Source organism: Paractinoplanes deccanensis, from assembly GCF_016862115.1.
Classification (GTDB): domain Bacteria; phylum Actinomycetota; class Actinomycetes; order Mycobacteriales; family Micromonosporaceae; genus Actinoplanes; species Actinoplanes deccanensis.
The window spans coordinates 87,071-110,877 of the sequence record NZ_BOMI01000003.1 but is presented as its reverse complement, the minus strand read 5'-3'; the positions used below and the strand labels follow the sequence as shown (position 1 = coordinate 110,877).

The 23,807-nt window shown below is 71.3% G+C and carries 19 protein-coding genes; 16 read left to right on the top strand and 3 right to left on the bottom strand.

The genetic code is table 11. The features are described 5' to 3' along the window. Window positions 1-30: 30 nt before the first annotated feature. Window positions 31-411, top strand: coding sequence for a hypothetical protein (locus tag Ade02nite_RS01565; protein WP_203759649.1), 381 nt, complete (start codon window positions 31-33; stop codon window positions 409-411). Beyond that, window positions 408-1,820: a caspase family protein gene (locus Ade02nite_RS01560; protein WP_203759648.1), complete on the top strand. Its 1,413-nt coding sequence runs from the start codon at window positions 408-410 to the stop codon at window positions 1,818-1,820. Before Ade02nite_RS01565 ends, Ade02nite_RS01560 begins: the two co-directional genes overlap by 4 nt. On the opposite strand, the gene Ade02nite_RS01555 is transcribed toward Ade02nite_RS01560, so the two are convergent. Both Ade02nite_RS01555 and Ade02nite_RS01550 read right to left on the bottom strand, forming a co-directional pair. Beyond that, window positions 1,807-3,063: a hypothetical protein gene (locus Ade02nite_RS01555; protein ID WP_239168435.1), complete on the bottom strand. Its 1,257-nt coding sequence runs from the start codon at window positions 3,061-3,063 to the stop codon at window positions 1,807-1,809. The two genes, Ade02nite_RS01560 and Ade02nite_RS01555, sit on opposite strands and share 14 nt — an antisense overlap. Next, window positions 3,050-5,779 (bottom strand): putative bifunctional diguanylate cyclase/phosphodiesterase, encoded by a 2,730-nt coding sequence (locus Ade02nite_RS01550; RefSeq protein WP_203759647.1) that lies wholly within the window; start codon window positions 5,777-5,779, stop codon window positions 3,050-3,052. Before Ade02nite_RS01550 ends, Ade02nite_RS01555 begins: the two co-directional genes overlap by 14 nt. A 684-nt stretch (window positions 5,780-6,463) precedes the next feature. Here Ade02nite_RS01550 and Ade02nite_RS01545 point away from each other — a divergent pair. From Ade02nite_RS01545 to Ade02nite_RS01505, 8 genes are all read left to right on the top strand, one after another. Further along, complete coding sequence (locus Ade02nite_RS01545) at window positions 6,464-6,703, top strand: hypothetical protein (protein ID WP_203759646.1); 240 nt, start codon at window positions 6,464-6,466, stop codon at window positions 6,701-6,703. Between the two features lie 15 nt (window positions 6,704-6,718). Beyond that, window positions 6,719-8,530: a helix-turn-helix domain-containing protein gene (locus tag Ade02nite_RS01540; protein ID WP_203759645.1), complete on the top strand. Its 1,812-nt coding sequence runs from the start codon at window positions 6,719-6,721 to the stop codon at window positions 8,528-8,530. A 200-nt stretch (window positions 8,531-8,730) separates the two neighbouring features. Next, window positions 8,731-10,449, top strand: coding sequence for a galactose-binding domain-containing protein (locus Ade02nite_RS01535; RefSeq protein WP_203759644.1), 1,719 nt, complete (start codon window positions 8,731-8,733; stop codon window positions 10,447-10,449). After that, entirely contained in the window at window positions 10,446-11,693 is a 1,248-nt protein-coding gene (locus tag Ade02nite_RS50575) for a DUF1996 domain-containing protein (RefSeq protein WP_307871189.1), read from the top strand. Before Ade02nite_RS01535 ends, Ade02nite_RS50575 begins: the two co-directional genes overlap by 4 nt. A 56-nt stretch (window positions 11,694-11,749) precedes the next feature. Further along, window positions 11,750-12,748 carry a LacI family DNA-binding transcriptional regulator gene (locus Ade02nite_RS01520; protein WP_203759643.1) on the top strand — a complete coding sequence of 333 codons (999 nt, stop codon included), beginning with the start codon at window positions 11,750-11,752 and terminating at the stop codon, window positions 12,746-12,748. 35 nt (window positions 12,749-12,783) lie between these two features. Next, on the top strand, window positions 12,784-13,533 hold the full coding sequence (locus tag Ade02nite_RS01515) for a tetratricopeptide repeat protein (protein WP_203759642.1): 750 nt from the start codon (window positions 12,784-12,786) through the stop codon (window positions 13,531-13,533). Between the two features lie 29 nt (window positions 13,534-13,562). Continuing rightward, window positions 13,563-13,961, top strand: coding sequence for a hypothetical protein (locus Ade02nite_RS01510; RefSeq protein WP_203759641.1), 399 nt, complete (start codon window positions 13,563-13,565; stop codon window positions 13,959-13,961). 81 nt (window positions 13,962-14,042) lie between these two features. Then, window positions 14,043-14,717 carry a DUF6766 family protein gene (locus Ade02nite_RS01505; protein WP_203759640.1) on the top strand — a complete coding sequence of 225 codons (675 nt, stop codon included), beginning with the start codon at window positions 14,043-14,045 and terminating at the stop codon, window positions 14,715-14,717. Here the strand turns inward: Ade02nite_RS01505 and Ade02nite_RS01500 are convergent, their stop codons facing one another. Then, window positions 14,718-15,620 (bottom strand): GNAT family N-acetyltransferase, encoded by a 903-nt coding sequence (locus Ade02nite_RS01500; protein ID WP_203759639.1) that lies wholly within the window; start codon window positions 15,618-15,620, stop codon window positions 14,718-14,720. It lies immediately after the preceding gene. Between the two features lie 144 nt (window positions 15,621-15,764). On the opposite strand from Ade02nite_RS01500, the gene Ade02nite_RS01495 reads away from it, so the two are divergent. The 6 genes from Ade02nite_RS01495 to Ade02nite_RS01470 all read left to right on the top strand — a co-directional run bounded on the left by Ade02nite_RS01495 (window position 15,765) and on the right by Ade02nite_RS01470 (window position 23,804). Further along, a complete protein-coding gene (locus tag Ade02nite_RS01495; protein WP_203759638.1) occupies window positions 15,765-17,165 on the top strand; it encodes an Hsp70 family protein in 1,401 nt (466 codons plus the stop codon). 9 nt (window positions 17,166-17,174) lie between these two features. Further along, window positions 17,175-18,080 (top strand): TIGR03619 family F420-dependent LLM class oxidoreductase, encoded by a 906-nt coding sequence (locus Ade02nite_RS01490; RefSeq protein ID WP_203759637.1) that lies wholly within the window; start codon window positions 17,175-17,177, stop codon window positions 18,078-18,080. Window positions 18,081-18,722: 642 nt separating this feature from the next. Next, window positions 18,723-19,748, top strand: coding sequence for an ABC transporter permease (locus Ade02nite_RS01485; RefSeq protein WP_203759636.1), 1,026 nt, complete (start codon window positions 18,723-18,725; stop codon window positions 19,746-19,748). 31 nt (window positions 19,749-19,779) lie between these two features. Continuing rightward, window positions 19,780-21,522 carry an ABC transporter substrate-binding protein gene (locus Ade02nite_RS01480; RefSeq protein ID WP_203759635.1) on the top strand — a complete coding sequence of 581 codons (1,743 nt, stop codon included), beginning with the start codon at window positions 19,780-19,782 and terminating at the stop codon, window positions 21,520-21,522. Window positions 21,523-21,691: 169 nt separating this feature from the next. Next, complete coding sequence (locus tag Ade02nite_RS01475) at window positions 21,692-22,669, top strand: ABC transporter permease (protein WP_239168434.1); 978 nt, start codon at window positions 21,692-21,694, stop codon at window positions 22,667-22,669. A gap of 46 nt (window positions 22,670-22,715) precedes the next feature. Continuing rightward, window positions 22,716-23,804 carry an ABC transporter ATP-binding protein gene (locus Ade02nite_RS01470; RefSeq protein WP_203759633.1) on the top strand — a complete coding sequence of 363 codons (1,089 nt, stop codon included), beginning with the start codon at window positions 22,716-22,718 and terminating at the stop codon, window positions 23,802-23,804. Window positions 23,805-23,807: the final 3 nt, after the last annotated feature.

Here is a 23,807-nt window from a genome sequence, read left to right as displayed (position 1 = left end):
GGGGGGTGACGTCTCACACGGAGGTGGCTCGTGGCGGAGGACTTGCGGCTCTACCTGGGCGAGGACGGCGCGGACGCGGAACGCCTCGACCTGCTCACCGGGCAGGTGCGCGATCAGCTCCGGCAGCTCGACGTGGACGACGTGGCGCCGCTGAGGGCCGACCAGGCGCCCCCGGCCGGTGCCCGCGCGATGGACGTGGGCGCGGTCGGCGCGCTGCTGGTCATGCTCGGCAACTCGGCGACCGGCCTGCGCGAGGTCGTCACCGTGGTGCGCGGCTGGCTGGGCCGGGGCGACGGCACCCGCCGCACCGTGCGGCTCGAGCTCGGCGGCGACGTGCTGGAGCTCTCCGAGGTCACCGAGGCGGAGCAGCAGCGGCTCATCGACCTGTTCGTGAGGAAGCACGGGACATGACACGCCGGGCGCTGATCGTCGCGAACGACACGTACGAGCACGAGGGTCTCCGCCGGCTGCTCGCCCCGGCCGCGGACGCGGAGGCGCTGGCGCGCGTGCTCGGCGACCCGAGCATCGGCGACTTCGACGTGCGGGTGGTGAGCAACGAGCCGGCGTACGTCATCCAGGAGCAGATCGAGGACCTGTTCGCCGACAGCCGGCCCGACGACGTGCTGCTGCTGCACTTCTCGTGCCACGGGCTCAAGGGCGAGTCGGGCGAGCTGTTCTTCGCGACCCGCAACACCCGGCCGAACAGGCTGGGCTCCACCGCGGTGTCGGCCGACTTCGTGCAGCGCTGCATGCGGGCGAGCCGGTCCCGCGGCATCGTGCTGCTGCTCGACTGCTGCTACGGCGGCGCGTTCAGCCGCGGTGTGCGGGTGCGCGCGGCCGGCGACGTCGACGTCCTCGACAACTTCCCGGGCGGCAGCCGCGGCCGGGCGGTCATCACGGCCTCCAGCGCCATGGAGTACGCCTTCGAGGGCGACCGCCTCGCCGACGACAAGAGCCACCCGTCGGTCTTCACCTCCGCGCTCGTCGAGGGCCTGGAGACCGGGGACGCCGACCGCGACCAGGACGGCTGGATCTCGCTGAACGAGCTCTACGACTACGTCTTCGACCGGGTCCGCGAGCGCAACCCGTACCAGACCCCGAGCCGCGACATCGAGATGCAGGGCGAGTTGTACGTGGCCCGCAGCAACCGCCCCACCGGCGAGACCCGGCCTCCCCTGCCGCCGCCGGAGAAACCCGCGCCGAAGCGGCACGGCCGGCTCTGGGCCGCCGCGGCCGCGGTCACGGTCGTGCTGGCCGCCGGTGCCGTCGCCGCCGTGCTGCTCGACGGCGCGGACGATCCGGGCGCGACGGCGGCCAAGGACGGCCCGCTGCCCGCCGACAACTTCGAGGCGCGGTCGCCGTGGCGGCTCGGGATCCGCGACAACATCCAGGGCAACGACGTCGGCTGCACGGTCAGCATGACGCACAACGACACGGGCCAGCCGATCCCGCTGCCGACGGGCGTCTACGGCTCCGTGTCGTACCAGATACGGCGCGACGGCACCTTCAACTGGTCGGTGAACGACCCGGGCTGCCTGGTCACCCTGGAGTCCGGCGCCGGCAGCGTCGCCCTGCCGTTCGTGCAGACCGTCTACGGCGACACCGATGCCTTCGCCGCGCCGTCCCAGGTCGCCATCCGGGTGATCGACTTCAGGGGCAACAGCAACTGCGAGTTCACCCTGCACGACGCGGCCGACGGCGGTCAGCTCGACTTCGGCTCCATGGCCCCGGGCGGCGACGTTCTCACGCTCGACCCCAGCGGCCGGTCCCAGGTCTACGTGAGCAATGCCTACTGCGTCGCCCGGATCACGGCCGGCTAGGTGCCGTGGCCCGGCGGAACAGGTGCGGCATCGTCGTCAGGCCGGCCCAGGCGATCAGGGACATCGCCCCGAGGGCCAGGGCGCTCGTGCTCGCGGCGAGGCCGATGGCGGGTGCGGCGATCATCATGGGCAGGGCCCGCACGGCGATCGCGCCGCCCAGCGCGCGGACCGAGGCGCTGTAGGCCAGGTCGCGGGTGAGCGTGCCGGGGGTGGCCTCGGCGGCGACCTTCGCGTCCATGTCGCCCTCGAACGCGGTCGTCGCCAGGCCGGCGCTGAACTGGGCGAGCAGCACGAACGGCGCGTACAGGGGCGCCAGGATCCAGCCCGCGAGCATGCCGAGGCCCCACAGCGCCCAGCGCAGCACGGCCGGCAGGGCCAGCTTCTCCATCCAGCCGATCGCCTTGTCGGCGAGCAGCGTGCCCGCGCAGAAGGCGAGCGCCGCGCCGGCGACCCAGCCGCTGCCGTACAACTCCTCCGTCACCGGCACCGCGAGCAGCGACGGCCCGGCGGCCACCAGCATGACGCCGCCGCCGGCGAGCATGAGCCCCGGCATCGGCAGGCGCCATCCGGGCCGGGCGTGCCGTCCCCGGGCCGGTGAGGGGGCGAAGACCGACGCCGAGGGGGCGATCCGGGCCCGGCGGGCGATCACCATGACGGGCAGCAGCGTGCCCAGGAAGACGGTGAAGACGGCGTGCCGGAGCCAGCCGGTCGGGGTGCCGTCGGCGCCGACGGGCAGCAGCGCGGCCAGGGCCGTGCCGGCCGCCTCGACGCCGACGATGCAGATCACGAAGCGGGTCATGGTGCGCGGCGAGGCGTCCACCGCGGTCACCTCGGCGCGCAGCCCGGCGTAACCGGCCCAGGCGGCCGTGTGCATGACGACGATGAGGACCGCCACCAGCCACGACGGCAGCCCGGAGATCACCCCGAGGAGGACCAGGAAGCGCATCGGCAGCTCGACCGCGGCCGCCGTGCGCAGCAGGCGCCGGCCGCTCAGCCGGCTGGACAGCCAGCCGGCCGCCGGCGCGGAGAGCACCGTGCCCACCAGCATGGCCGCGTTGTAGAGGGCGGCCTCGCCGAGCCCGCCCCGCGCCGTGCCGATGAGCACGATGAACGTCCAGCCCAGGGCCATGCCGAACGAGTCGAGCACCCCGGTGACGAGCAGCTCGCGGAGCCGCCCGGCACGCCGCAGGCCGCCGGGACCGGCCGCGCGGTGGGTGCCGCGATGCCGGTCAGCGAGGAGCACGGGTGGGTTCCGCGCCCTCGGTGAGGAGCCGGCCGGCCTCGTCGGCGGGGACCGGGCGCGAGAAGTAGTAGCCCTGCGCGAAGTGGCAGCCCATCTCGCGCAGCGCGGCGAGCTGGCCGAACTCCTCGATGCCCTCGGCCACCGTGTCCATCCCGAGGCTCTTGCCGAGCTGCACGATCGTGTCGGCCAGCGCGGTGTCGTCGGTCAGCGCGCCGAGGCGCTCCACGAACGAGCGGTCGATCTTCAGCGTGTCCACCGGGAAGCGGCGCAGGTAGGCCAGCGACGAGTAGCCCGTGCCGAAGTCGTCGATCGCCAGGGTCACGCCCAGCGCCTTCAGGCGTACGAGCTGTTCGAGGTTGTCGTCGGTGTCGGTCATCAGCACGCTCTCGGTCATCTCGAGGCAGAGCCGGTCGGCCGGCATGCCGGTCTCGGCGAGGATGCCGGCGACGACGTCGACCAGATCGGCCCGGTCGAACTGGCGCACCGAGACGTTGACGGCCATCTTCACCGGCCGGCCGCCGTCGCGCGCCCACGTGACGGCCTGGCGGCACGCCTCGCGCAGCACCCACCGGCCGAGCGGCACGATGAGGCCGGTCGCCTCGGCGATCGGGATGAACTCGGCCGGCGGGATCAGGCCGCGCGACGGGTGCGCCCAGCGGGCCAGCGCCTCGAAGCCGATCACCTCGCCGGTGGCCAGGTCGACCGTCGGCTGGTAGTGCAGGCGCAGCTGCTGCCGTTCCAGCGCGAGCCGCAGGTCGGCCTCGAGCTCGAGGCGGGCCACCAGGACGGAGAGCATCTCCGGGTCGTACATGGCGTAGACGCTGCCGCCGGCCGACTTGGCCTTGTACATCGCGAGGTCGGCGTTGCGCATCAGCTGCTCGGCGCCGTCCGCCTCGCCGTCGGCGAGCATGCCGGCGGCGGCCAGGCCGATGCTGGCCTGCACGTGGATGTCGCGGCTCTCGCTGCCGAACGGCGTGTCGAGCGCCTCGATGATCCGCTGGGCGACCTGCTCGGCCTCGCCGGGGACGCCGCCCGGGGCGGTCGTGATCAGCACCGCGAACTCGTCGCCGCCGAACCGCGCCACCACGTCGGCCGACCGCACCGAGGCCCGCAGCCGGTCGGCGACCTGCACGAGCAGCTGGTCGCCGGCGAGGTGCCCGAGGCTGTCGTTGACCTCCTTGAACCCGTCCAGGTCGAGGAAGAGCACCGTCACCTCGCCGCCGTCGGCGCGCTCGCGCAGCGCCTCGCTCACCCGCTCGCGGAACAGCGCGCGGTTGGCGAGCTGGGTGAGGGCGTCGTGGTAGGCCTCGTGCACGAGCTGGTCCTGGAGCTCCTTGCGCTCGCTGATGTCGCGGGTGTTGAGCACCAGGCCGGCGACGCTCGGGTCGCTCAGCAGGTTCGTGATGGTCATCTCGGCCTGCCGCTCGCGCCCGTCGTGGTGGCGCACCACCAGTTCCAGGACGGTCGTGGCGTACGGCCGGCCGGCCACCTGCCGCAGCGCCTGGGCGAGCCGGATGCCCGACTCGGGGTCGAGCATCTTGGTGAGCCGGCGCCCGGTGAACACGCGCGCCGGATAGCCGAAGACCCGCTGCACCGACTCGCTCTGGTAGAGCACGTCGGCCTCGGGGCTGACCACGGTGACGACGTCGGAGCTGTGCTGCACGAGCGCGTGGAACCGCTGCTCGCTCGCGAAGAGCTCGGCGGTGCGGTCGGCGACCCGGGCCTCCAGCGTGCGGGTGAGGTTGCGGTTCTCGCGCATGGTGAGCAGCTGGCGTCCCACGATCAGCAGAATCAGGGCGGACCGGGTGTAGGCGACGAAGAGGTTGCTGTGCCCGGTCTTGGCATACCAGACGACCGAGGTGAGCAGGGCGGCGAGCACGGCGACGTACGGCAGCAGGATGCCGACGGGCTGCCCGTTGTCGCCGGCCTCGCCGTCGCGCACGGGCGCCGGCGGTTTGACGGCGGCGAGCAGGATCAGTGCGAAGCCGGCGAACCAGCCGATGTCAGTGGGTCCGCCGGAGCTGTACTGGTCGGTGAGGCTCAGATATCCGTACGTGATGTCCGAGACCGCGAACGCCGAGATGCCGGCGCCGACGAGCGCGAGCTGGCCGAAGGTGCGGCCGTTGCGGCGCTGCTGGGCGAGCATGTAGAGCACGATCGTGATGGTCACGACGTCGCCGAGCGGATAGGCGAGGCCGATGTAGAGCGCGAGCCCGCTGTCGCGGCCCTGCTCCAGCAGCGGCGAGATCCCGAAGATCCAGGCGATCAGGACGAGCGAGCAGGCGATCATGAGCCCGTCGATGACGCTGCGGAACCGGTTGGCGGCGCCCTGCGCCCGGCTCGGCAGCACCAGCAGGCCGATCGGCGTCAGCAGCGTCATGCCGAGGTAGCCGATGTCGCCGGTCGACGGGAACGGCTGGTCCTCGCCGCGGGCCAGTTCCAGGACGCTCCAGACGCCGTCGCCGGCGCCCCAGCTGAGCAGGCCGAGCCCGATGAGCGCCCACCCGGCGCGCGCCCGGCCGCGCAGGGCGCGCGCCCGCGCCAGGCAGGTCACGGCGCCGCACACGGCGACCGCGCAGAGCCCGACGTCGGAGACGGCCTTCGTGACCCCGTCACCGCCGAGGCCGGCGCCGAGAACCACCGCGAAGACGGCGACGAGCGCGCCGATCAGCGCACACGCCGCATACCAGCGGCGCGCTTCGGAGCTGGCTGCCATCTGTTCTCCGGTCATCCGGGCGGGCCACCCGGGCCGGGTGGTCATATCCGGTGATCGGGCCGTAGAGGCACCCCTTGAAGGTTTCCGCCCGCCGACGCGCCCGTTGAAGGGTGCAAAACGGGTGCGGTCCGTGTGGAGAGGCCCGCCGGGCCAACGGGGGCCCTCCACACGGGGGATATGCGTGTCCGGGCTGCCAGACGCCGCAACCGCCGGACAGCGGCCCGGGGGACTGCTGTTCGGCGTGCGAACAGCTAACCAGTTCGGCGGCCGGTTCGGCATCGCCACCGAACAAGTCCGGAAGATCGGCCTGACGCCGGAGAGGATAAGGGCTGGTCCCGGCGGCCGGCGGCGTTTTGTTCGGTTGTTCGCATGCCGTTTTCGCATTCGGTGTTCGGCGCATGCCGGCCTTCCTCCGGACACGGCGGCGAACAAACGAATATTCATGGCGGGAGGTGCCGGCATTTTTCGGTTGTTCGTTCTTGAACGCCGAACCTGGCGCAGCCGTACTTCAACGGGAGAGCATGGGCGAAACCACGCAGCTCAAGATCGGGACGGGCCAACGTCGCAAGCCGGTCGTGAAAGCGTGGTCCGGGCTGACCGACGCTCAAGAGAGGGACCATCGTGCCCACGAATCCGCGGACTCACCGCCGTGCCAGAACCGCGAATCCACGCCACGCCGTTGCGGTGCTCGCCGCCGCCGCCATCGGCGCGATCGAGGTTTCGTGCCGCCTTTCCATCTCGGTGCTCACCCCGGCGGTGCGCATCCTCGTCATTGTGATCATCGCGTCCTTGGTGATCGCCCTTTACCACGATCTGTCCCCGGCTGTCGTCGCGCTTCTTGTGGTTGCCGCCGCGATCGGTGACGTGGACATGGCGCGCCGGCTCACCCAGCCGCGGGATCCCCGTTCCTTCCGGACAGTCTGAGCGGACAGATCGATCATGCCTCGAGGAAGAGGCAGGCCGAGCAGGCAGATCGACCCGGCCAGCCCGTTCGCGGAGTTCGCGGAGGGGCTGGCCGGTCTGCGCGTCGCCGCCGGACTGAGCGTCAGCGAGCTGGCCGAGCGGATCTCCTACTCGAAGCCGGCCATCTCGGAAGCGGCCGACGGCTGGCACCTGCCGTCCGAGGAGCTCACCGTGGCCTACGCGCGGGCGTGCGGCGGCTCGCCCGGTGAGTGGGTCGCGAAGCGCAACGCGGCCGCCTCGACGTCGGGCAGGACGCCGCGCTCGAGGGAGGCGCCGGCGGGCGTCGGCGAGATCTCCGAGGAGCCGCCGTCCGCGTCGGCGGAACCGGCCACGCCGGACTCTGTGCACACGCCGGCCGAGCTCGCCAACGGGCTGCGGCATCTCAAGGGAGCACGCAGCTATCGGGATCTGGCGCGGTCCCGGGGCGCGGATCCCGGCGATGACGACCGGCGCTTCGTTCTGGCGCCCAGCACTCTCAGCGACCTGCTGCTCGGCAAGACCATGCCCAGCCGCCGCACGATGGTGGCTTTTCTGCGTGCCTGTGACGTGAGCGGCCACGAGGAGCGAGCGTGGCTGGCGGCCTGGGAACGGGTCAGCACCGCGCACCTGCACAAGCCGGCCGGCGCGGTGCGGGTCCGCGACGCCCGCGCGCGGCTGCTCGGCGTCCACGCGTCGATCGAGGCCGACGCCGACGGCGACGATCTGCCGGCCTATGTGGCTCGCGACATCGACGAGGCCGTGCGGGCCAACCTGAACGCGGTCTCGGCACGCGGCGGCCTCGTGGTCCTGGTGGGCAATTCCGCGACCGGCAAGACGCGTTCCTTGTTCGAGGCGGTGCGCGCGGTGCTGCCGGAGTGGTGGCTCGTGCACCCCGCCGAGATGGCCGCCCTGGATCCGTTGCTCGACGCACCCGCACCCCGCACCGTGGTGTGGCTGGACGACCTCCAGCGCTATCCCGACCAGCATGCGGTGGCCGTCCGCGTGCGCCGGGCGATCGCCGCGGGCTTCGTCGTCGCGGGAACGCTGGCGACCGGCGACCATCGCGCACCCTCGTCGCGGGAGCGCCGGCCCGGGCCGTACACGACCGACAGCGCGATGCTCAGCCTGGGGCATGTCGTGGACGTCCCGGACGCCTTCACCCCTGCCGAGCGGCAGCGCGCCAAGGAGCTCAGCGACGACGACCCGCGCCTGTGGGTCGCCGTCGACACCAGCGACACCGGCGTGACGCAGGTGCTGGCCGCCGGCCCCGCGCTGATCCGCCGGTGGGAGCTGGCCGACGACCCGTACAGCAAGGCGGTCATCACGGCCGCGCTCGACGCGCGCCTGCTGGGGGCGCAGGCGCCGCTCAGCCTCGGCTTCTTGGCCGCCGCCGCGCCGGGCTACCTCAGCAGCCGGGAGCGCGCCGTCGCCCCGGAGGACTGGTTGCGGCGCAGCGTCGAGTACGCCACCGAGCCGGTGCACGGCGTGGCGAGCTGCCTGATCCCGCTCGCCGTGGGGATGGGCGACGTCCTCGGGTACCAGGCCGCCGACTACCTCTGCCGGCATGTCCACGCGACGCGCGGGGATCACACCTATCCCCCGGAGCTGTGGCAGGCGCTCGTCGACCACCATCCCGGCGACACGGCCCGTCTGAAGGCGAGCGCCGAGCGGCACGAGGAGCGCCGGTTCGCCATCGGCTTCTATCAGCGGAGCGCGGCCGCCGATCCGGATGCCGCCGAGCGGCTGGCCGAGCTGCTGGCCGAGCAGGGACGGGCGCGGCTGGCCGATCTCCTGGGCGAGGGGCTGTAGTTCCGGAACCGCCGGGTCATCGTGGGGCTTACCTGGGGCGATGGAGGGCGTGAAGATCAGAAAGCGCTTCCCGAGCCGCTACCCGGCATTGACAGGCATTGAAACGCCGGTTCAGAGTGGCGGCACGAAGAGCGCTTTCACACGGTGGTCCCCAGCCGGAAACCGCTCGGACACATCCCCCATATCCCAGGAGTCGCCCCATGACATCCCCAGTCCTGGAGAGACCGGCCCGGGTCGCCGCCCTCGCGGCGGCGCTCGTCGGTCTGTTCGCTGCCTATCTCGTGGGCACCACGCAACCGGCCCGCGCGGCCGAGGTGCTGGTCTCGCAGGGCAAGACCGCGACCGCGTCGTCCGCCGAGGCGGCCGGCGCCTATCAGGCCGCCGAGGCCGTCGACGGCAACACCGGCACGCGCTGGGCCAGCGCGTTCTCCGCCGCGCAGTGGTGGCAGGTCGACCTCGGGTCGGCGACCAGCGTCTCGCGGATCGCCATCAACTGGGAGGCCGCCTACGCGAGGGCCTTCACCGTCCAGTTCTCCGCCGACGGCAGCAGCTACACCCAGGCGTACGCCACCACGACCGGCGCCGGCGGCCAGCAGAGCATCACCGTCAGCGGAACCGCCCGCTATGTCCGCATCAACCTGACCCAGCGGGCGCTTGAGGCGTACGGCTACTCGTTCTGGGAGTTCCAGGTGTTCTCCGGCGGCGGGGGCACGGACCCCACCACCCCGCCGCCCACCGGCACCACCGGCCTGCTCTCCTACAACAAGCCCGCCCAGGCCTCCAGCTGGCAGAACGACGTCAACTGCAATCCGTGCAGCCCGGACAAGGCGTTCGACAACGACCCGGCGAGCCGCTGGGCCACCAGCTCCACCACCGGCTGGGTCGACCCGGGCTGGATCTCGGTCGACCTCGGCGCCACCGCGCAGATCAGCCAGGTGGTGCTCCAGTGGGACCCGGCCTACGGCAGGGCCTATCAGCTCCAGGTCTCCAACGACAACGCGAACTGGACCTCCTTCTACTCGACCACCACCGGCGACGGCCTCAAGGACGTCATCAACGCCACCGGCACCGGGCGGTACGTGCGGCTCTACGGCACCGCCCGCGGCGGCCCGTACGGCTACTCGCTCTGGGAGTTCAGCGTCTACGGCACCGGCGGCAACCCGACGGCGCCGCCCGCCAGGCCCGCCGATCCCACCTTCCCGGCGACCCGGCTGGTCTTCTCCGACGAGTTCAACGGGGCGGCGGGCGCCAAGCCCGATCAGGCCAAGTGGACCTACGACCCGGGCGTCCCGCAGAACGGCGAGATCCAGTACTACACGCCGAACAGCGAGAACGCGCAGATGAACGGCGCCGGCCAGCTCGTGATCGAGGCGCGCCGGCAGGACTACCAGGGCCGGCAGTACACGTCGGCGCGGATGAACACGAGCAACAAGTTCCACGTGCAGTACGGCCGGGTCGAGGCGCGGGTCAAGGTGCCTAAGGGCAACGGGCTGTGGCCGGCGTTCTGGATGATGGGCGCCGACTTCCTCACCGGGCGCCCGTGGCCGTACAACGGCGAGATCGACATCATGGAGGTTCTCGGCCGCAACACCAGCGAGGCCTACTCCACGCTGCACGCGCCGGCGTACAACGGTGCCGGTGGCTACGGCCAGAAGTACGCCACCGTCGACCTCTCCCAGGACTTCCACGTCTGGGCGGTGGAGTGGGACAGCAAGGGCATGCGCTTCCTGCTCGACGGCAACCAGGTCTTCTACGCGAGCAAGGAGACGGTGGAGAACACGCGCGGGCCGTGGATCTACGACCACCCGTTCTACGTGATCCTCAACCTGGCCGTCGGCGGCGACTTCCCCGGCCCGATCGACGCCGGCACCCCCTTCCCGTCCCGGATGCTCGTCGACTACGTGAGGGTGTACCAATGAGGTGGGCAGCCGCGGCCCTTCTGGCCGTCTCTCTCCTGATCGTTCCCGCCGGCGCGAGCGCCGCCGACTCCGTGATCTCGCAGGGCAAGCCGGTCACCGCCTCGTCGACCGAGTCGGCCGCCTTCCCGGCGTCCAACGCGGTCGACGGCAATCTCGGCACCCGGTGGTCCAGCGCCTTCAGCGACCCCCAGTGGCTGCAGGTCGACCTGGGCGCCACCGCCACGATCTCCTCGGTCGTGCTCACCTGGGAGGCCGCGTACGCCCGCGCCTTCAGCGTCAAGGCGTCGGCTAACGGCTCGACCTGGACCACGCTGTACAGCACGAGCGCCGGCACGGGCGGCCGGCAGGCGCTGACCGTCACCGGCAGCGGCCGGTACGTGCGGCTGGAGACGACGGCCCGCGCCACGCAGTGGGGCGTTTCCCTGACCGAGTTCCAGGTGTACGGAAGCGGTGGCGGCACCACCACGCCGACCATCCCGCCGGGCGCCGTCCGGGTGGCGGAGTTCCTCGCCGACTGCCCGTTCAGCCACCGGCTGCCGGACGACCCGATCATCTTCCCCAACATGCCCGGCGCCTCGCACATGCACAGCTTCTTCGGCAGCGAGGTGACGAACGCGTCGACGACCACGCAGGACCTGCTCAACGCGAACAGCAACTGCAACCCGTCGATCGACAAGTCGTCGTACTGGATCCCGACGTTCTACAACGGCGACACCCCGGTGGAGCCGACCACGGGCATCTTCTACTACCTGGGCGAGGGCGTCCGGGACGATCTGATCGCGCAGACCCAGCCGTTCCCGCTGGGGTTGCGGATCGTGGCCGGCAACGCCAAGGCGACCGGGCCGGCGGACAACACCATCTCGCGCTGGTCGTGCCTGCACGCCGGTGAGGTGGGCTCCTCGCCCGACTTCGTCACCTGCCCGGCCGGCACGATGCTGGAGTCCTACCTGGACTTCCCGCACTGCTGGGACGGGGTGAACCTGGACTCGCCGGATCACAAGAGCCACATGGCGTACCCGGTGAACAACGCCTGCCCGGCCAGCCACCCGGTGGTCGTGCCGAAGCTGCGCCAGGTGATGCGCTACCCGGTCAACGGCAACCCGGCGAACTTCCGGCTCGCCTCCGGCCGGGGCTACACGATGCACGGTGACTTCTTCAACGCGTGGCCGGTGGACGAGCTGGCCAGGCGGGTCAACGACTGCATCCGCGTCATCGTCAAGTGCGGCACCGACGGGCGTCCGTGACGATGGGCCGGGGTGTTATAACGAACCGCATGACACCCCGGCCCCGCCATCCGACAATGGATCAGGTCGCCGAGGCGGCGGGCGTCTCCCGGGCCACGGTGTCCCGGGTGATCAACGGTGCGACCAGCGTCGACGCCAAGATCCGGGAAGTGGTGCAGCGGGCCATCGCCGAGACCGGCTACGTGCCCAACGTCGCCGCCCGCAGCCTGGTCACCCGCCGCTCCAACTCGGTGGCGCTGGTGATCAGCGAGCCGGACCGGCCGGACAACCACTCGTTCCTCAACCGCATCTTCACCGACCCGTACTTCGGCCGGGTCACCGCGGGCGCGACCGGCGCGCTGCGCCCGCACGACATCCACCTCGTCGTCATCCCGACCGACTCGACCGACCATCACCAGGTGATCCGCTACCTGCGGCAGGGCCACGTCGACGGCGTCCTGCTGATCAGCAGCCACGAGCAGGACACGCTGCCGCGCCAGGTGCACGAGCTCGGCATCCCGGCGGTGGTCTCGGCGCGGCCCACGTCGCCGATCGCGGTCAGCTACGTCGACGTCGACCAGCGGCTCGGCGCGCGGCTGGCCGCCGACCGGCTGCTGTCGCTGGGCCGCACGAGGCTGGCCACGATCAGCGGGCCGCTCGACATCCCCTCGGGACTCGACCGGCTCGAGGGCTTCCGGGCCTTCCTGTCCGGCAGGGACGTGCCGTCCATCGAGGGCGACTTCACCCGGGCCGGCGGCGAGGCGGCGGCCCGGCGGCTCCTCGCGGACCACCCCGACATCGACGGGCTCTTCGTGGCGAGCGACCTGATGGCCGAGGGCGCGCTGCGCGCCATCCAGGACCTGGGGCGCCGGGTGCCCGAGGACGTGGCGGTGGTCGGCTTCGACGACAGCAGCGCGGCGCTCGACTGCCGGCCGCTGCTCACCACCGTGCGGCAGCCGGTCGAGGAGATGGCCGCCGAGATGGCCGAGGTGCTGCTCGCGCACATCGCCACGCCGGGACGATTGCCGCGATCGGTCACTTTTCAGCCCACTCTGGTCGTACGAGACAGCGGGTAACCACAGAGCGTTCCCGAGCGGTAACGTACCGTCCCATGGGGAGCGAACCCACCGCCGGGGCGCTGCTCGCCGCCGGAAACGAGGCCATGCTCGAGGCCGCCTTCCGGACCGGCGACTTCCTGCCCGCGCGCCACATGCTCGAGGCCGCCCGCGACCGGGCCCGCGCCGAGCGCAAGCGCGCCGAGGAGGCCACCGCCCTCACCCGGCTCGGCATGCTCGCGCACTTCGCCGCGATCACCGGCGACCTCACCCGCGCCGACTGGGCCGCCGAGCAGCGGCTGTTCGCCGAGGCCCTGCTGATCCAGCGCGAGGTGGACGATCCCGCCGGCGCGGCCGAGTCGCTCTTCGGCCTCGGCCTGGTCCACCAGGTGCTGCGCGGCGACTGGGCCACGGCGATGCCGTTCTACACCGAGGCGCTGACCCTGGCCGAGCGCTACGCCGACGAGATGGTCCGCTCCGAGGTCCACCGCCACATCGGCTTCTTCCACGTCTTCGTCTCCGGCGACACCGAGCAGGGCCTGCGCCACCTGCGCATGTCCCAGGTCCTGCGGGAGCGGTACGGCGATCCGCGCCGGGTGGCGACCGGCACCCTGGCGCTGGGCGAGGCCGAGCTGGCCGCCGGCAACCTGCCCGAGGCGCTGCGGCTGCTGCGCGAGGCGGTCCACCAGGCCCGCATGGCCGGGCTGAGCGCCCAGCGCGTCGGCTGGGCCGAGCACGCCCTGCGCGACTGCGAGCGGGCGGCCGCGCTACCCGACCGGGGGTCGTCGCGGCTCGATCATGCTTAGCCGCCGGCGATTTGGGGCATGCTGGCCGCGTGCATCGTCGATCCATAACGCTGATCCTGGGCGCGGCCCTGCTCGCGCCCGCCGGCTGCGCGACGGTGGGCAGCCGGGAGGACGCGGCCGCGAGTGTGGCCACACGCCTGCTGACCGCGGTCGACGCGGGTGACGGCGACGCCGCCTGCGCCATCCTCGCCCCCGGCACGGTCAAGACGGTCGCCGAGGACCAGCCGTGCCCCGAGGCCATTCTGGGCAAGGACCTGCCGCGGCCCGGCACTGTCGTCGAGACCTCCGTCTACGGGCAGTGGGCCCAGGTCAAGCTCACCGATGACACCGTCTTCCTGGCCGCCTTCCCGGAGGGCTGGCGCGTGGTGGCCGCGGGCTGCACGCCGCAGGCCTCCCGGCCGTACGACTGCTCGGTGGAGGGGGACTGACGTGCGCGCGCTCTTCGTACTGCTGCTGCTCGTGGTCGGCGCCGGCCTCGCGTACTTCATCACTCTGGGGGTGCTGCACCGGTGAGGAAGTTCCTCCGCGAGAACGGCATAGGGCTCGTCTTCGGCCTGCTCTTCCTCATCGTGCTCGTGCTCCAGGCCTTCGCCGGGCTGGCCCAGTTCAACGACGCCCAGCGCGCCACGGGCCTGCCGGACATCTCGTTCTGGCGCTACGTCACCTCGGCCAGCTTCGGCGTCGACGTGGCGGAGAACTGGCAGTCCGAATATCTCCAGTTCTTCCTCTTCATCCTGCTCACGGTCTGGCTGCTGCAAAAGGGCTCGCCCGAGTCGAAGTCGCTCGACAAGCCGGGCCGCGAGACCGACGAGGAGCAGAAGGTCGGCCGCTTCGCCGACGACAAGTCGCCGAAGTGGGCGCGCGTGGGCGGCTGGCGCACGGCGCTCTTCTCGAACTCGCTCGGCCTGGTGATGGGCCTGATCTTCGTGGGCTCGTGGCTGGCCCAGTCGATCGCCGGCGTGGCCGCCTTCAACGAGGAGCAGCTCAGCGAGCGCCAGGATCCCGTCTCCTGGAGCCAGTACCTGCTCGAGGCCGACTTCTGGAACCGGACGCTGCAGAACTGGCAGTCGGAGTTGCTCGCGGTGGCCTCGATGGCCATCCTCGCGATCTTCCTGCGCCAGCGCGGCTCCTCGCAGTCCAAGCCGGTCGGCTCCGCACACGACGCGACCGGCGTCGAGGGCTGATCAGAGGTCCTTGACGAGCTGCTCGGAGATCACGGGCAGGCCCAGCCGGTCGGCGAACCGCTCGGCGCCGTGGCTCGAGGCCGAGACGAGCAGACCGATCTGCGGTACGCCGTGCCGGGCGACCTCGTCCTCGGCGGCGGCCAGGATCGCCCGGCCGAGACCCCGGCGCCGGTACGGCTCGTCGACCGCCAGATAGAGCAGGGTGCCGACGCCGGGCCGGGCGAGCGACGGCTTGGTGATCCAGCACCAGCCCACCGGGCGGCCCTCGGCGATCGCGGTGCGCAGGCCGTCGGCGCCGATCTCCTCGGCCCGGGACCGCGCGCGTTCGGGCTGCTCGCGAACGAGCACCATCGGGTCGGTGGCGAGAAGCTCGCCGAGGCGCCGCCCGTGCTCCTCGGGCGTCATCGGCACGAGCGTGACCGGGCCGGTGCCGGGCGCCGCGGCGCGGGCCCGCACCTGGGTGAGCATCCGATAGCCGAGCCGGCGGTAGAGGCGGCGCGCGCCGGTGTTGTGGCCGAAGACGTGCAGGCCGACCCGGCGCACGCCGCGGGCGGTCAGGGTGGCCTCGCCGGCGCGCAGCATCGCGGTGCCGTACCCGCGCGAGCGGTGCTCCTCGGCCACCTCGATCTCGGAGATCCACGCCATGGTGCGGAACGTGGTGCCGGGCAGCGAGATCCAGATGAAGCCGACCTCCGCGCCGTCCACCACGCCCTTGCACAGCAGCTGGCCGTCGGTCGCGACGCCGCCGGGCAGCAGCTCGCGGGTCTGCCGCTCCGACTCGCGGACGGCCTCGTCCGGGGTGAAGCCGTGGTTGCCGGCGAGGGCCTCGGCGAAAGCCCTGATCATCGAGGGGAGACGCCGGTCGAGATCGTCGGGGGTCAGGGGCTCCAGATGCAGCGTCATGTCGCTTGTCCAGCCTTCGTCGGATGTCCGACGGATCGATGGGCGTCTGTTCTGTCAGCTCGGCGACCGATGTTAATTTGGTGACCAGAAGCACGGCGGTCACAGGGGGCGGCCTTGACCGATGCGTATCAATCTTTTCATGGCGTGGTGGGCATCGACCTCGGCACGAGCTCGTGTGCCGTGTCGGTGTGGGACGGCGCCAAGCTCGTCGTGGTGCCCGGCCCGCAGGGCACGCCCACGATGCCCTCGGCGGTCGGCCAGGACAGCGCCGGCCAGCTGATCGCCGGCGTGCCCCCGGCCGCCGGCCCCGAGACGGTGGTGGCCGGCATCAAGCGCGAGCTGGGCAGCGGCGAGCGCATCCGGTTTCGCGGCCGCACCTACCTGCCCCGCGACATCTGCGCCTTCCTGCTGCTCGAGCTCAAGCGCCAGGCCGAGGCGTTCGTCGGGGGAGCGGTGCACGACGCGGTGATCACCGTGTCGGCCGCGGCCGGCGAGGCGCAGCGCCGTGCCCTGCGCGAGGCGGCCGGTCTCGCGCAGCTCAACGTGCGCCGGCTCGTCGAGGACCCGGTCGCCGCCGCCATGGCGCTCGCCGCCGACGACCACCCCGGCACCTACGCGATCTACGACCTGGGCGGCGGCACCTTCGACGCGTCGATCGTGCGGGTCCGCCCGGGCTCGGTCGAGGTCCTCGGCAGCGCGGGCGATCCGCGGCTCGGCGGCGACGACTTCGACGAGCGCATCGTGGAGTACACGCTGCGCCAGATCCGCGAGCGGCACCACGTCGACCTGAGCCAGGACGCGAGCATCCGGCGGCGGATCCGCTGGGAGGCCGAGATCCGCAAGCGCGAGCTGTCGGTCAGCGACACCACCACGCTCGAGCTGCCCCGGCTCACCGCCACGGTCAGCGCCGCCGTGCCGCTGACCCGGCGCGCCTTCGAGGCGATGATCGAGCCGGACGTGCAGCGCTCGCTCGACCTGCTCACCGAGGCGATCGCGGCCGCGCACGCCACCCACGGGCTCGGCTGGGGCGACATCGACGAGGTGGTGCCCGCGGGCGGCTCGACCCGCGTCCCGGCGGTCCGCGAGCGGCTCGCCGCCTACTTCGGCTTCGGCGCGGCCGCCATCCGCGACGACCTCGACCCCGACGAGCTCATCGCCCGCGGCGCCGGCCTGGTCGCCCGCGACTACGAGCCGGCCCAGCTCTTCGAGGGCTCCCCGGTCGGCCTGCTCAGCGCCAGCCTGCGCCTGCGCGCCGAGCTCGCCGGCGCGCCGGTGGTGCCGTCGGCCACCGGGCCGCCGGAGGCGACCGGCCCGCCCGAGCTCGCCGGCCCGCCGGCCGAGACCCCGGCCGACTTCCGCCCGATCGCCGTGGCCGCCTACCTCCTGCTGCTCTCCCCGTCCCCCTGCGCCGACGGCGCCCTCCCGCTGCGCGCGGCGTACCTCGACTTCGTCACGGCCGTGCACACGGCCGCTCCCGACGCGCGCCTCACCGAGCTGGGCGAGGCCCTGACCGCCGAGTACAGGCGCGCGCAAGCAGCCGGATAACGTGAGGGCATGCTGATCAGTTGCGGCTGCCCGGTGGCCGGCGCCTGGGCCGACCCCCTGTCGGTCACCGGCTTCGCCCTGCGCGCCGAGGAGCTCGGCTACCACGGGCTCTGGGCGTTCCAGCGACTGCTGGTCGGCCGGGAGCAGCGGCTGGAGCCGGTCTACCACCGCGTGCTCGACCCGCTGCTCGCGCTGACCTGGGCCGCCGCGCGCACGACGGCGATCAGGCTCGGCGTCGCCGTGGTCAACATTCCGTACGTCTCGCCGGCCTACCTGGCGAAGCAGGCGGCGACCCTCGACGTGCTGTCGGGCGGGCGCCTCGACCTCGGCCTCGGCACCGGCTGGTCCGCGCCGGAGTTCGCCGCCACCGGCTCCGACCCGCACCCGCGCGGCCGGCGCATGACCGAATACCTCGAGGTGCTGCGGACGCTCTGGAACGACGAGGTGTCGTCGTTCGACGGCGAGCTCTACCGGGTGCCGCCGAGCGTCATGGCGCCGCGGCCGGTCCAGCCGGGCGGCCCGCCGGTGCTGCTGGGCGGCACGGCCGACGCGGCCCTGCGCCGGGCCGGGCGCGTCGCGGCCGGCTGGGTGAGCAGCAGCCGCACCAGCTTCGCCGAGATCGCCCGGGGCACCCAGATCGTGCGGCGGGCGGCCGAGGAGGCGGGCCGCGACCCCGACGAGGTGCGTGTCGTCGTGCGGGGCGTCGTGCGCCCCGGCACGCGCGACGACGCGGTCCCGCTCTCCGGCGACTGGGCGCAGATCCGGGCCGGCGCCCAGCGCTACGCCGAGGCCGGGGTCACCGAGCTCTTCTACGACCTCAACTGGGACCAGGTCATCGGCGACCCGCGGTCCGATTCGCGCGCCGCGGCCGAGCGCGCCGAGGAGATCCTCACGGCGCTGGCGCCGCGCGGCTGAGCCCCGCCCGTCATCCTCGCCGGGTCATACCGGCGCGGCGATGACGGTCTTCGAAGTCCGCTAAAGGTCCGCTAATGGCCGCCCGAACCGTTATCGGAATGGCCGGCATCACCGTATGGGCCTCTTTCCGGGCTCGGCGGGCCGGCGCCGGCGTGATCCGGGACGCACTGGTGAACCACGTCCCGTTCGGCGGGATCACCGTCGATACAGCTACGGTTCGACGTCTACACCGAAGATCTTGCGCCCCCGGCTGGTTCGCACCGGAGAATCCGACGGCGGTTCACGCCCATGATCGACACCACCGTGAAACGGTCGCGAAACAGCCGCCCGTGCAACGGCGAGCGAGACTTCGATGACTTTGCGCAACAGTACGATTGCCCTCTGGCTTTCCAAATCGGACTTAGGGGGCAAAGATGAGGGGCGTTACGGGTAGTTTGCCCTTGACCGTGGCAGTTCTGCCCCACCCCGGGGCGGACTCGACGTGACGTCGGTCATCCGGGGCTTTCAGCGGGCCGTTATTCATTCGATGCGTCAACTCATTTCCTACGAGCCAGTTCCGAAGTACCTTGCCAACCGCAGCATCCGAATACCTCTCACGCACGGCGCATGTGAGGTGTGTCGTTCGAAGGAGGTGACCGACGCGTGGAACCGCTGATCGAGGAAGCCGAGCTGACCCGGACCGGCGCCTCGACCGATGCCATGGCGGACTCCGCGGGTGATCACGAGAAGAAGGTGAGCACCCGGCGGAAGTCGCCGACACAGATCGCCCTCGCGCGCCTGCGCAAGGACAAGGTCGCGGTGATCTGTGCCAGCATCTTCGTCTTCTTCGTGCTCATCGCGATCTTCGCGCCCCTGCTGGCGAAGCTCGAGGGCCAGGACCCGACCACGCTCCACCAGGACCTGGTCGACCAGTACGGCTACCCGACCATCGCCCCGAACAGCGAACACTGGTTCGGCGTCGAGCCGCGGCTGGGCCGCGACCTGTTCGCCCGCTTCGTCTACGGCGCGCGGCCCTCGCTGATCGTCGCCGGCTCGGTCACGCTCATCACGACCCTCATCGGCGTGATCGTCGGCCTGCTCGCCGGCTTCGTCGGCGGCTGGCTCGACCGGATCCTCTCCTGGGTCATCGACTTCGTGCTGAGCCTGCCCTACCTGCTCTTCGCCATCGCCGTTCCGGCCGTGCTGCTGTCGCTGTTCGTGGGCAGCTCCGAGAACGCGGCGGCGGACGACGTCGCGTCGGCGCGTTTCTTCTCCTTGATCATCGTGCTCTCCTTCTTCGGCTGGGCGAGCCTCGCGCGACTGATCCGCGGCGAGGTCCTCTCCCTCCGTGAGCGCGAGTTCGTCTCGGCGGCAAAGGTGCTCGGCGTGCCGACGCACAAGGTGCTCTTCAAGGAGCTGCTGCCCAACCTGGTGGCGCCCATCGTCATCTCGGTCTCGATGGCTCTGCCGAGCTACATCGTGACCGAGGCGGGCCTGACCTACCTCGGCGTCGGCCTCACCGAGCCGACCCCGTCCTGGGGCCTGACGATCGCCGCAGCGCAGACCTTCTACCGGGCCGATCCGCTCTACCTGTGGATCCCGGTAGCGGCCATCACGATCCTCGTGCTCTCGCTGAGCCTGCTCGGCGACTCGATTCGTGACGCATTCGATCCCCGCACCCGACGGTGACGTGGTGACGCCCAGTATGAGAAGAGGGGAAATGGCAAGGCGATTTAACGTTGCCGTGGCGGCCACCGCCGCCGTGGCACTCGGCCTGGCGGGCTGCAGCAGCCCGTCGTCGAACAATGACTCGTCGGGGGGCTCGAACGACTCCGGCAAGATCACGACCCAGTCCAACGCGCTCGACCCGAGCGCGAAGGGCCCGGCCAAGGACGTGCCCGGTGCCCGCAAGGGCGGCATCCTGAACGTGCAGGCGCAGACCACGCCGAACACGCTCGACCCGACGGACATCTACTACGTCGACTCGAACGAGATCGGCAAGCTGCTGTTCCGCACGCCGACCCAGTTCGACATCCGTGACGGCAAGCCCACCCTCGTCCCGGACCTCACCGACCTGGGCACCGTGTCGGCCGACAAGCTGACGTGGACGTTCAAGATGCAGCAGGGCATCAAGTACGAGGACGGCTCGCCCGTCAAGGTCGAGGACCTGGCGTACGCCATCAAGCGCTCGTTCGCCCACGACGTCTACGTCAACGGCCCGACGTACCAGATGAGCTACTTCAAGGACGGCGACAAGTACAAGGGCCCGTACAAGGACGGCACCAACTACTCCGGCGTGGAGACCCAGGGCACCGACACCCTGATCATCCACCTGGCGACGCCGTTCTCGGACCTGCCGTTCTACATGTCCTTCCCGATGTTCACGCCGATCCCGGAGGCGAAGGACACCAAGCAGGACTACAAGAACAAGCCGATCGCGACCGGCCCCTACAAGTTCAAGAGCTACCAGGCCGGCACCTCGCTGGTCCTGGAGAAGAACACCAACTGGGACCCGAACACCGACCCGGCGCGTCACCAGTACCTCGACGGCTACAACTTCCAGTGGGGCGTCGACGCGGTCAAGTCGCAGACCGCCGTGCTCAACAGCAACGGCGAGGACGCGAACGCGATCAACTACGACGTTCTCGACGCCACGCTGATCCCGCAGCTGGCCAACAAGAAGTCGCAGCTGGTCCAGGGCGAGAGCCCCTGCACGATCGTGTGGCAGCTCGACAGCCGCAAGATCCCGCTGGAGGTTCGTAAGGCGATCGCCAAGGCGTACCCGAACGACCAGCTCTGGAAGGCCGCGGGCCTCAACGACTACGTCGCCGAGCCGGCCAGCACCGTCATGCCGCCCTCGGTTCCGGGCTACGAGAAGTACACCCCCGTCCCCGACCTGACCGGCACCGGCCCCGGCGACCCCGCCGCGGCCAAGGCGATGCTTGAGGCGGCCGGCAAGTCCGGCTTCGAGCTCAGCTGGTACTACGACAACACCAAGCCGCAGACCCAGCAGGCCAGCCAGATCCGCGCCGACGCGCTGACCAAGGCCGGCTTCAAGGTCAAGCCGATCGGTGTCGCCACCGCCGACCTGCGCACCAAGAAGGGCGACTACGACGCCCCGGTCAACATGGGCCAGAGCCCGGCCGGCTGGTGCTCGGACTGGCCCGCCGGTGGTTCGTGGTTCCCGGTCCTCTTCCGCTCGCAGAGCATCGACGAGGGCCAGAGCTGGGGCATGCTGAGCGACCCGGCTCTCGACAAGGAGATCAACGACACGGCCAACCTCCCGGCCGACCAGTCGACTCCGAAGTGGGCCGCTCTGGACAAGAAGATCATGGAGCAGTACATCGCCATCCCGACGTACTACGACAAGCTGGCTGTCGTCCAGGGCACCAACGTCGGCACCACCGTCGGCGACCCGACCATGGGCATGCCGCTGTTCGGCTCGATGTACCTCAAGAGCTGACAACCCAGCACTGAGCAGTAGGAAGTAGGCAGTACCCCGGGGTGGTCCGGTCCGCTGATCCGGCGGACGGGACCACCCCGGGCGCAAAATCGAACCCGGCGTGACGGGCGCCGCGATGTCAAATCCCCGGGAACACCCACCCGGCGCCGTGATGAAAGAGGAGCAAGCGGTGCTGCTGTACATCTTGAAACGCGTCCTGAGCGCGATCTCCGTCGTGATCGTGACGCTGGTGGCCAGCTTCGCGTTGTTCTTCCTGGCGCCGACCGACCCCGCCGGCGTCATCTGTGGCCCCCGCTGCACCCCCGAGCGCGTCGCCGACATCGAGGCGAGCCTCGACCTCGACGAGCCGCCGCTGGTGCAGATCGGCAGCTACATGAAGGGCATCGTCGTCGGGCGTGACTACACCACCGGCGGCACGACCCAGCACTGCTCGGCGCCGTGCCTGGGCTACTCGTACACGCTCGGCCAGCCGGTCACGAAGCTGCTGGCGCAGGCCCTGCCGGTCACCATCTCGATCGTCCTGGGCGGCGCCGTCGTCTATCTCATCGTCGGCATCCTGGCCGGCACGATCGCCGCGCAAGTGCGCGGCACGTCGCTGGACAAGGCCGTCGTCGGCACGACGCTGTTCATCCAGTCGATCCCGTACTTCGTGGTCGCCCTGCTGGTCGCCCTCTACGCCACCTTCCTGCCGCAATCGGGCTATCACCCGTTCCTGGACAACCCCTTGACCTGGGCGAGCGGCCTCCTCGCCGCCTGGCTGTGCGTGGGTCTCACCAACGCGGCGGCGTACACCCGATACTCCCGGGCCTCCATGATCGAGACGCTCGGCCAGGACTTCGTCCGCACCGCGACCTCCAAGGGCATCAGCCGCCGCCGCGTCGTCTACCGGCACGGCCTGCGCGCGGGCCTCACCCCCGTCGTCACCATCTTCGGCATCGATCTCGCGTTCCAGCTCACCGGCGCGATCTTCACCGAGAGCATCTTCGGCCTGCCCGGCCTCGGCCAGCTCACGCTGCGGGCCTTCGGCCAGTACGACCTGCCGGTCCTGCTGGGCGGCGTTCTGGTCGGCTCGGTGGTACTTGTTGTGATGAACCTCGTGGTGGACATCGCGTACACCTTCCTCGACCCCCGGGTGCGCCTCGGATGACCCCGATCCGCCCCGTCTCCCCACCCCGCAGCACGAAGGCGGCAGCATGAGCGACCAGACGACCCAGGCACCGCACACGGTGGCCCGCGTCCCCCGCACGCCCTCGGCCAACGAGGAGCCGTACCTCGAGGTCACCGACCTCCACGTGCAGTTCCCGACGGCTGACGGCCTGGTCAAGGCCGTGCAGGGCCTGTCCTACTCGGTTCCTCTGCGCCGCACCCTGGCGATCGTCGGCGAGTCCGGCTCCGGCAAGAGCGTCTCCAGCATGGCCGTGCTCGGCCTGCACGACCGCCGCGTCGCCCGCATCACCGGCTCGATCAAGGTGGGCGGCCGCGAGGTCGTCGGCATGAGCGACAAGGATCTCGAGGGCTACCGCGGCGGCGACGCCTCGATGATCTTCCAGGACCCGCAGTCCTCGCTCCACCCGTACTTCACGGTCGGCGACCAGATCATGGAGTCGTACCGGGCGCACCACAACGTCAGCAAGCGCAAGGCCAAGGAGCGCGCCGTCGACATGCTCGGCCGGGTGGGCATCCCCAACCCGCGCCGCCGCGTCGACCAGTACCCGCACGAGTTCTCCGGCGGCATGCGCCAGCGCGCGATGATCGCGATGGCGCTGGTGAACGACCCGAAGCTGCTGATCGCCGACGAGCCCACCACCGCGCTCGACGTGACGGTGCAGGCGCAGATCCTCGACCTCATCGCCGACCTCCAGCGCGACTTCGGCTCCGCCGTCGTCTTCATCACCCACGACCTCGGCGTGGTGGCCGAGATCGCCGACGACATCCTGGTCATGTACGCGGGCACGGCCGTCGAGCACGGCCCGGTCAACAAGATCCTCGGCGAGCCGCTGCACCCGTACTCCTGGGGCCTGCTCGAGAGCATCCCGGCGCTGACCGGCGAGCCGGCGCCGCTGCACCCGATCCCCGGCTCGCCGCCGAGCCTGCTCGCGGTGCCGAGCGGCTGCCCGTTCCACCCCCGGTGCGAGTTCAAGGACAGGGTGCCCGACGACCTGTGCCGCACCCTGAAGCCCGAGCTGATCTCGCGGACGGCGGATCTGGGCCGCACCTCGCGGTGCCACCTCAAAGACCCCGACAAGGTCTTCGAGACCGACGTCCTGCCCCGGCTGCCGTAAGAG

Coding starts and splice junctions, on each gene's coding strand:
- Ade02nite_RS01550 (WP_203759647.1), bottom strand. CDS start 5,779: ATGGCAGCCAGCTCCGAAGCGCGCCGCTGGTATGCGGCGTGTGCGCTG.
- Ade02nite_RS50575 (WP_307871189.1), top strand. CDS start 10,446: ATGAGGTGGGCAGCCGCGGCCCTTCTGGCCGTCTCTCTCCTGATCGTT.
- Ade02nite_RS01490 (WP_203759637.1), top strand. CDS start 17,175: ATGCTGATCAGTTGCGGCTGCCCGGTGGCCGGCGCCTGGGCCGACCCC.
- Ade02nite_RS01535 (WP_203759644.1), top strand. CDS start 8,731: ATGACATCCCCAGTCCTGGAGAGACCGGCCCGGGTCGCCGCCCTCGCG.
- Ade02nite_RS01540 (WP_203759645.1), top strand. CDS start 6,719: ATGCCTCGAGGAAGAGGCAGGCCGAGCAGGCAGATCGACCCGGCCAGC.
- Ade02nite_RS01520 (WP_203759643.1), top strand. CDS start 11,750: ATGGATCAGGTCGCCGAGGCGGCGGGCGTCTCCCGGGCCACGGTGTCC.
- Ade02nite_RS01500 (WP_203759639.1), bottom strand. CDS start 15,620: ATGACGCTGCATCTGGAGCCCCTGACCCCCGACGATCTCGACCGGCGT.
- Ade02nite_RS01560 (WP_203759648.1), top strand. CDS start 408: ATGACACGCCGGGCGCTGATCGTCGCGAACGACACGTACGAGCACGAG.
- Ade02nite_RS01515 (WP_203759642.1), top strand. CDS start 12,784: ATGGGGAGCGAACCCACCGCCGGGGCGCTGCTCGCCGCCGGAAACGAG.
- Ade02nite_RS01470 (WP_203759633.1), top strand. CDS start 22,716: ATGAGCGACCAGACGACCCAGGCACCGCACACGGTGGCCCGCGTCCCC.
- Ade02nite_RS01480 (WP_203759635.1), top strand. CDS start 19,780: ATGGCAAGGCGATTTAACGTTGCCGTGGCGGCCACCGCCGCCGTGGCA.